Annotated in this window: 1 protein-coding gene; it reads right to left on the bottom strand. The window is 83.0% G+C overall.

The annotated features are described in order from the left end of the window. Positions 1–3 precede the first annotated feature (3 nt). A complete protein-coding gene (locus GTR00_RS21210; RefSeq protein WP_407659762.1) occupies positions 4–1125 on the bottom strand; it encodes an MFS transporter in 1122 nt (373 codons plus the stop codon). Positions 1126–1230 lie beyond the last annotated feature (105 nt).

The following is a 1230-nucleotide window of genomic DNA, read 5'->3' as shown; positions in this document are numbered from 1 at the left end:
CCCTCAGCGGGGGCGCTCGCGCGGCACCCACGCCGCCAGCCCCGCCGCGGCCGCCAGCGCCAGCAGCGCCACGCCGCCGCCGGCCACGGCCAGCCCGGCGGCCCCGGCGAGCGCGCCGACCAGGACCGGGCCGGCGGCCACGCCGCTGTCGGTGACCAGGCGCCAGGCGCCCAGGAACTGCGCGCGCCGCCCGGGCGGTGCGGCGTCGGCGCCCAGCGTCATCACCAGCCCGGCGCCCATCCCGTTGCCCAGCCCCATCAGCGCCCCCACCAGCGCGACGCCGCCGGCGGTGTGCGCCAGCGGCAGCAGCGCGTGCGCGGCGCCCAGCACGAGCATCGAGGGCACCCCCACCGCGCGGCGGCCGACGCGGTCCATCACCGCGCCCGCGGGGTAGGACAGCGCGGTGTCCACCGCCCCCGACAGGCCCACGACGAGGCTGGTGGCGGTGGCGTCCAGGCCGGTCTGCGCGCACCACAGCGGCAGCACGGTCTGGCGGGCCTGCCGCACCGCCTGCACCGCCAGGCCCGCCGCGCCCAGCGTGGCCAGCAGCCGGGCGTGCTCGCGGGCCACCGCCAGCACCCCGGCGCGCGGGCCCGTGCCCGCCGGGCCGTCCTCGTGCGGCGGCGGGTCGGGCAGGGCGAGCACGACGACGACCGCGGCGAGCACCGCCAGGCCCGCGACGGCGTAGGGGCCGGCCGGGCCGAGCAGGGCGCTGCCGCCGGCCCCGGCGAACGGCCCGGCGAACAGGCCGATGCGCCCCACCCCGCCCAGCGTGGACAGCGCGCGGGCGCGCACGTGCACGGGCGCGGCGGCCGTCAGGTACGACTGGCGCGCCAGCCCCCACACCCCGACCGCCAGGCCCAGCGCCAGCGCGCACAGCGCGAGCACGGCGACCGAGCGGGCCAGGGCAGCACCGGCCAGCGCCGCGGCCGAGACCGCCCCGGCCACGAGCATCGCGCGCCGCTCCCCCGCCCGGGCGGTCAGCGCCCCGGCCGGCAGGGCCGCGGCCACCTGCCCCACGCCCAGCAGCGCCACGACGAGGGCGGCCGCGGCGACGGGCGCGCCGACGTCGCGCGCGGTCAGCGGCAGCACCGGCAGCACGGCCCCCTGGCTGGTGCTGAACAGCGCCGCCGGGGCGTAGACGGCGCCCAGCGAGCGCCAGGAGCGCTCCCAGCCGGCGCTAGCCAGCGCGGCCCGCCCGGCGGGCGGGCGCGGCGGGGCGCGCGGGGG

The organism is Kineococcus indalonis, assembly GCF_009906395.1.
Lineage (GTDB): Bacteria > Actinomycetota > Actinomycetes > Actinomycetales > Kineococcaceae > Kineococcus > Kineococcus indalonis.
This window is presented reverse-complemented; position numbering and strand designations above follow the sequence as displayed.